Origin of the sequence: Collinsella sp. An2 (assembly GCF_002160065.1) — a bacterium.
Lineage (GTDB): Bacteria > Actinomycetota > Coriobacteriia > Coriobacteriales > Coriobacteriaceae > Limicola.
Genome location: NZ_NFJW01000019.1, coordinates 23,469 through 29,468, shown reverse-complemented (window position 1 = coordinate 29,468; position 6,000 = coordinate 23,469). Strand labels below are relative to the sequence as shown.

At 64.7% G+C, this 6,000-nt stretch carries 5 protein-coding genes; all 5 read left to right on the top strand.

Translation table 11 applies throughout. The annotated features are described in order from the left end of the window. The first annotated feature begins 352 nt into the window (after positions 1-352). The 5 genes from B5F33_RS09585 to B5F33_RS09565 all read left to right on the top strand — a co-directional run bounded on the left by B5F33_RS09585 (position 353) and on the right by B5F33_RS09565 (position 5,938). Positions 353-727, top strand: coding sequence for a hypothetical protein (locus B5F33_RS09585; RefSeq protein WP_087411593.1), 375 nt, complete (start codon positions 353-355; stop codon positions 725-727). Positions 728-879: 152 nt separating this feature from the next. After that, a complete protein-coding gene (locus tag B5F33_RS09580; RefSeq protein ID WP_087411592.1) occupies positions 880-2,262 on the top strand; it encodes a Mur ligase family protein in 1,383 nt (460 codons plus the stop codon). A 111-nt stretch (positions 2,263-2,373) separates the two neighbouring features. After that, positions 2,374-3,465, top strand: coding sequence for an aminopeptidase P family protein (locus tag B5F33_RS09575; protein WP_343215928.1), 1,092 nt, complete (start codon positions 2,374-2,376; stop codon positions 3,463-3,465). 139 nt (positions 3,466-3,604) lie between these two features. Then, positions 3,605-5,377: a glycoside hydrolase family 13 protein gene (locus tag B5F33_RS09570; RefSeq protein WP_087411591.1), complete on the top strand. Its 1,773-nt coding sequence runs from the start codon at positions 3,605-3,607 to the stop codon at positions 5,375-5,377. 129 nt (positions 5,378-5,506) lie between these two features. Next, the gene (locus B5F33_RS09565; RefSeq protein ID WP_087411590.1) at positions 5,507-5,938 is read left to right on the top strand and encodes a zinc ribbon domain-containing protein; all 432 of its coding nucleotides are present in this window, start codon (positions 5,507-5,509) and stop codon (positions 5,936-5,938) included. The last annotated feature ends 62 nt before the right edge of the window (positions 5,939-6,000 follow it).

The following is a 6,000-nucleotide window of genomic DNA, read 5'->3' as shown; positions in this document are numbered from 1 at the left end:
TCGCGGGCCGGCCGATCCGGCCCCCGTCCGGGAGGCTAGCGCGAAACGCTTCCAGGACTCAGCGGGACATGTCCCGCTGAGTCCTGGAAGCGTTTCGATGAACTTGCAAATCAAACGCGTTCAAGAAGTTCTACGCTTCGGAGAACTAAGCGCTGCAGCGGGTTGCTCGTGCTGATACACTACAAAGTAGCTGGGTAACCACTACGGTTGCTTCGCGGCGCAGGGACAAGGTCTCGGCGCCGCGAAGCTTTTTGACATTGTGTGGTCCTGCGGGGCGAACGCGCGACGCGGGGCTGCAGGGGAGAAGGGATGAACAATGTCTGGTACCTGCAAAGTTGTCAAAGGTTTGAGTTTGCTCGCGATGCTGTACGGCCTGGTGCAGATCGTGGTTGGAGCAATCTGCTTCTTCGGCGCGGCCGACGCCGCCATGGTGACCGTCATCGATGACCCCGTCATCTGGGCGCGCGTGATGGGCGTCGTGCTTGCGGTCTCGGGTGTCTTCCTGGTGATCACGGGCTTCGTCGGGGCGCGCGGCGCCAACCGTCCTTCCAAGCTCATGCCGTTCATCGTGTTGGCGACGATCTTCACCTTCGTGAGCCTCTTTACGCTTGCGATGATCATCGGCGAGTCCACGGTGCCGGTGTGGCCGAACATCCTGCAGTCCGTCGTGGGCTTCGTGGCGATCATCTTCGCTTCTCGCGCCAAGAAAGAGGCAGACGCCCGATAGCCTTCGCGCGTGACTTCTCGCGGTTGCATGCCGCTTAAAACGCCGCATGGGGTTCGCCCTGTGCGGCGTTTCTCATAGCGGGGCGTCTGCGGTACCATCGACCGTGCTGTCTTGCAGCTCTACGTTTTCGACTTCTTTTCGGAGGCTTTGCCATGCCACAGTCCGCCGTGCGCACTGCGTTATATCAGGTTCCCTTCACCGTTCCCGAGCTCCCGTTCGACGAGGCGGTCGCCCTTGCGGCGGACACCGGGTCCATCTCGGGAGATGCCGGTCCGCTGCTGGAGACCGTCGTTGACATGCTCGACGAGCTCGAGCGTCCCGATGAGCACTTCGACTGCATCCAGGTAGCCGGTACGAACGGCAAGACCTCGACGGCCCGCTTCTGCGCGGCCATTCTTTCGGGCGAAGGTCTGAAGACGGCGCTCTATACCTCGCCGCAGCTCGTGCGCTATCCCGAGCGCATGGAGGTGGACGGCAGGGTCGTCTCCGACGCCGAATTTGCCCACGGGGTATCTGCGGCGCTTGAATCCGGGTGCCGCGTCAACGCGCGGAGGGTCGCAGCGGGGGAGACCACCTACACCATTACGCCGTTTGACCTGCTGACCGTAGCGGCCTTGGTGATCTTTGCCGAGCGCAGGGTGGACGTCGCAGTTCTTGAGGTGGGCCTGGGCGGACGGTGGGATGCCACGAGCGCGACCGACCCGGTGGCCGTGGCCATCACCGGCATCGGCCTTGACCACATGCGCATCCTGGGCGACACCTTGGCGCAGATCGCCGGCGAGAAGGCGGCGGTGATCAAGCCGGGGCGCACGGTGGTGCTGGGCGAGGGCACCCACGAGCCCAGCGTCCAGCGCGTCATGGACGAGCGCTGCGCCGCATGCGGCGTGACGCCGGTGACGTCGTCGCATGAGGTTGTGCATGCGGCCGCCTCGCTGGGCGATGCGACGGTCTTTCGCTGCACCACGTCGCGGGCGACCTATGAGGCGCGCCTGTTGAAGCCTGCCTACCAGGCACAGAACGCCGCCTGTGCGATCTTTTTGGCCGAATCCTATCTGGGGTGCGCCCTCGACGCGGACCATCTTGCCGAGAGCCTGCTTTCCTGTCCGACGCCGGGGCGCTTCGATGTGGTGAGCACCGAGCCGTTCGTGCTCGTCGACGCCTGCCACAACCCACAGTCCTGCGAGGTCTTCGTGTCATCGCTCGACGAGCTGGCTCCGCGCGTCGAGGACCGTCCGACCCTGCTCGTTGCAGCGCTTGCCGACAAGGATGTCGCCGGCATCCTCGATGTGCTCATTCCCGCATTCCCGCGCGTGGTGGTCACACAGACCGCCTCTGAGCGAGCGGTACCGGCAGACGCGCTTGCCGCGCAGGTGGCCGATGCCCTGGCACTCGCTGGGAGGCCGGCCTCGGACCTCGTAGCCGTCTACCCTTCGGTCGGCGAGGCGCTTGACGCGCTTGCGCGCGAAGGTGTTCCGGTGGTTGCCGCGGGCACGATCACGCTCGCTGGCGAGGTCGCCGGGTTGCTGAGACATTAAGAGATGGCGCGGCCCCGCGGGGCAGCGTCCGATGGGCGTATGCTGCTGCAAGGCCGCATGGCGGGCCGCGCCGATGCATGCGGCGGCCGGGCACGAGGAAAGGGGATTTCTATGAACCATATGAAGACCGAGCGCGTGTCTCGCGTCATGGCCGAGCTCGAGGCCCTCTGTCCCGGAGGCCAGCTGCTCATTTGCGACCCGTGGTCCATTCTGTATCTCACGGGTTTCTATGCGCAGATGTACGAGCGCTTCTCGGGTGTCTTGCTGCGGCCCGACAACCAGCCTGTCGTCTTCATGAACGAGCTCTATCCCATCGACCCCTTCGACGACGCCGAGCTTGTAATCTTTAACGATACCGACGACGTGACGTCGCTGCTCGCCGTGCATATCGACACCAGCCGTCCCCTGGGCGTCGACGCGACCATGCGCGCCGGATTTCTTCTGCCGCTGCAGGAGCGCGGAGTCGCCGCTTCCTACGTGCTGGCCTCACGGGCGCTTTCGCGCACCCGCGCTCATAAAGACGAGGTCGAGCGCGACCTTATGAGGGCGGCGAGCGCCGCCAACGATGAAGTCATGGCAGAGTTGCCGGCGCTGTTGCATGACGGTGTCGAAGAGCGCGCGGTGGCAGACCGCCTTTTGGGCATCTACCGCGCGCACGGCTGCGAAGGATTCTCCTTCGACCCCATCGTGAGCTTCGGCGCCAACGCCGCCGACCCGCACCATGAGCCCGACGCCACGCGGCTCGAGCGCGGCCAGGTGGTGCTCTTCGACATCGGTGGACGCCGCCAGAACTACTGCTCGGACATGACGCGGACCTTCTTCTGGGGCGAGCCCGACGAGGAATCTCGCCGTATCTACGACGTGGTTCGCCGCGCCAACGAGGCTGCCGAGGCGCTCGTGCGGCCGGGTGTGCGCTTCTGCGACGTGGACCGCTGCGCGCGCCGCATCATCGAGGACGCCGGCTACGGCCCCTTCTTCACCCATCGGCTGGGGCATTCCATCGGGCTTGAGGACCACGAGCCGGGGGACGTGTCCTCGGCGAACACCGACCTCATCGAACCCGGCATGACGTTTTCCATCGAGCCGGGAATCTACCTGCCAGGACGCACCGGCGTGCGCATCGAAGACCTCGTGCTGGTCACCGAGGATGGGGTCGAAGTGCTCAATCACTATTCCAAGGAGCCCTGCAAGCTCGGGCTGTAGGGGTGGCGCCGCGCCGCGTCGCACGCTTGCCGATGTGTTCTGTCACGAGACGGAAAAATCACCGCGGGAGGCGTGCAGGCGGCCGTGAATCGCTACCATTGACCTAACAAACGTCACTGCCGCGACGAAGGGGTGGGCAATGGGTTCTTTTGATGCCGATTGGTGGAAGCAGGCCGTGGTGTACCAGGTGTATCCGCGCAGCTTCAAAGACTCAAACGGCGACGGTCTTGGAGACCTTCCGGGCGTCACGAGCAAGATGGGTTATCTCAAGGAGCTCGGCGTCGACGCCGTCTGGCTCTCGCCGTTCTATCCGTCGAACCTGGCCGACGGTGGCTACGACGTTATCGACTACCGCGACGTGGACCCGCGCCTGGGCACGCTCGACGATTTCGACGCACTGGTGGCGGCGGCGCACGGCGCCGGCATCAAGGTAATCGTCGACATCGTGCCCAACCACACCTCGGATGGCCATGCCATGTTTCAGGCTGCCCTCGTCGCGGGGCCGGGTTCCCCCGAGCGCGACCGCTACATCTTCCGCCCCGGCCGCGGCGAGCACGGAGAGCTTCCGCCCAACGGCTGGCAGTCCACCTTCGGAGGTCCCGCATGGGAGCGTGTCGAGGACGGCGAGTGGTATCTGCATCTGTTTGCCAAGGAGCAGCCCGACCTCAACTGGAAGAATCCGGACGTCCACGAGGAGTTCAAGCGCACGCTTCGCTTCTGGTCCGACCGCGGCGCCGACGGGTTCCGCGTGGATGTGGCGCACGCCCTTGCCAAGGACCTCGACAGCAGGCCGTTAGCGGACTACGACGTAAGCGCGGTCGACGGGCAGCTGGACACGTCCGGCACCAATCCACTGTGGGACCGCCCCGAGGTGCACGACATCTATCGCGAGTGGCGTCAGGTGTTCAACGAATACGAGCCGCCGCGCTTCGCGGTCGCCGAGGCCTGGGTCCACCCCGACCATCAGCACCTCTATGCCTCGCCCGACGAGCTGGGACAGGTCTTTAACTTCGAGTTCGCCAAAGCGCTCTGGCGCGCGGACGACTTCAGGCATGCCATCTGCGAGGGACTCGATTCGGCCCGGCGCTCGGGGTCCACGACGACGTGGGTCATGTCGAACCACGACATTCCACGCCACGCATCGCGCTACGGGTTGCCGCAGGTCCCGGCAAGCACGCACCATCAGCTGGCAAACGACTGGCTGCTGCGTGACGGTCAGAGCTATTACGAAGACCGCGCCCTGGGCACCAGGCGCGCCCGCGCCGCGATCCTTCTGGAGCTGGCGCTTCCGGGCTCGGTCTACATCTACCAGGGCGAGGAGCTCGGCCTGTTCGAGGTGGCCGATATCCCCTGGGACCGTCTGGAAGATCCTCAGGCAGCAAACTCGCACGATGCGGGCAAGATCAAGGGGCGCGATGGCTGTCGCGTGCCGCTGCCCTGGGTCGCTGCCGACCGTCCCGACCCGGCTTCTTGGAACCCGCGGTTTGGCGACGGCCTTACGGGCACCTTCGGGTTCTCCGATGACGCACGCGCCTCATCGGGCGCTTCGCACGCACGTCACGCGGAGCCCCATCTTCCGCAGCCCCTGTGGTTTGCCGACTTCGCCGCCGACCGCGAGGAGGCGGACTCTGCCTCGATGCTCTCGCTGTATCGGAGGGCGCTCGCCTTACGCCGGGAGCTGCTTACCGCCACGGGCGACCTCGAGGTGACCTGGGTTTCCGCCGAAGAGCCGTGTGCCAGCTCCGGCCAGGTGCTCTGCTTCACCCGTCCTGCCGCCGGAGGGCGCACGCTCACGTGCATCACCAACTTCGGCGACTCCTCGGTGCCGCTGCCGGAGGGTTCGGTCGTGATCTCGTCGGTTCCCCTTGAAGACGGGCTGCTTCCCGGGAACGCGACCGCGTGGGTCGAATAGGACGGCCGCCGACCTTTTTCGTACGTATCCATTGCGTAACCGTACGTGGCGTTGCATAGAATCTCGGTATACAATACGGGCGTTCGTATAAACCATGCGCCCGCAATTGATCGAAAGGTGCCCGGACCCATGTCTTCCCTTCTTAAAGAGGTCATGTCACCACAGGTAATGATGGTCGTCTATGGCTTCATCGCCTTCGTCGTCGTCCTCTATGCGCTGTCGGTGCTCTACGTGTTCATCGACGCCAACCGTCGTGGCTGCAAGTTCTTCTGGGCGTGGGGACTGCTCTCGCTCATCCCATTCGCGGGACTTATTGCCTATCTTGTTCTGCGTCCCCATTCCTACCTGGCCGACCGCGAGGAGCAGGAGCTCGACATGGCTCTGCGCGAGCGCCAGCTTGCCCAGTACGGCACCTGCCCCAACTGCGGCACGCCCATCGAGAAGGACTTCGTGGTGTGCCCGGTGTGCAACACGCAGGTGCGCAATGTGTGCCCCTCCTGCAAGCGTCCGCTCGATGCGCACTGGAAGGTGTGCCCGTACTGCCGCACGCACATTCAGTAAACTCTTGAGTACGAAAGGCCCCGCAGCGGGGCCTTTCGCGTGCATATGCTGAGATATGCTGA

Bases quoted from the DNA above. Each gene is read 5' to 3' on its own strand.
- B5F33_RS09580 (WP_087411592.1), top strand. From the start codon at position 880: ATGCCACAGTCCGCCGTGCGCACTGCGTTATATCAGGTTCCCTTCACC.
- B5F33_RS09575 (WP_343215928.1), top strand. From the start codon at position 2,374: ATGAACCATATGAAGACCGAGCGCGTGTCTCGCGTCATGGCCGAGCTC.
- B5F33_RS09570 (WP_087411591.1), top strand. From the start codon at position 3,605: ATGGGTTCTTTTGATGCCGATTGGTGGAAGCAGGCCGTGGTGTACCAG.
- B5F33_RS09565 (WP_087411590.1), top strand. From the start codon at position 5,507: ATGTCTTCCCTTCTTAAAGAGGTCATGTCACCACAGGTAATGATGGTC.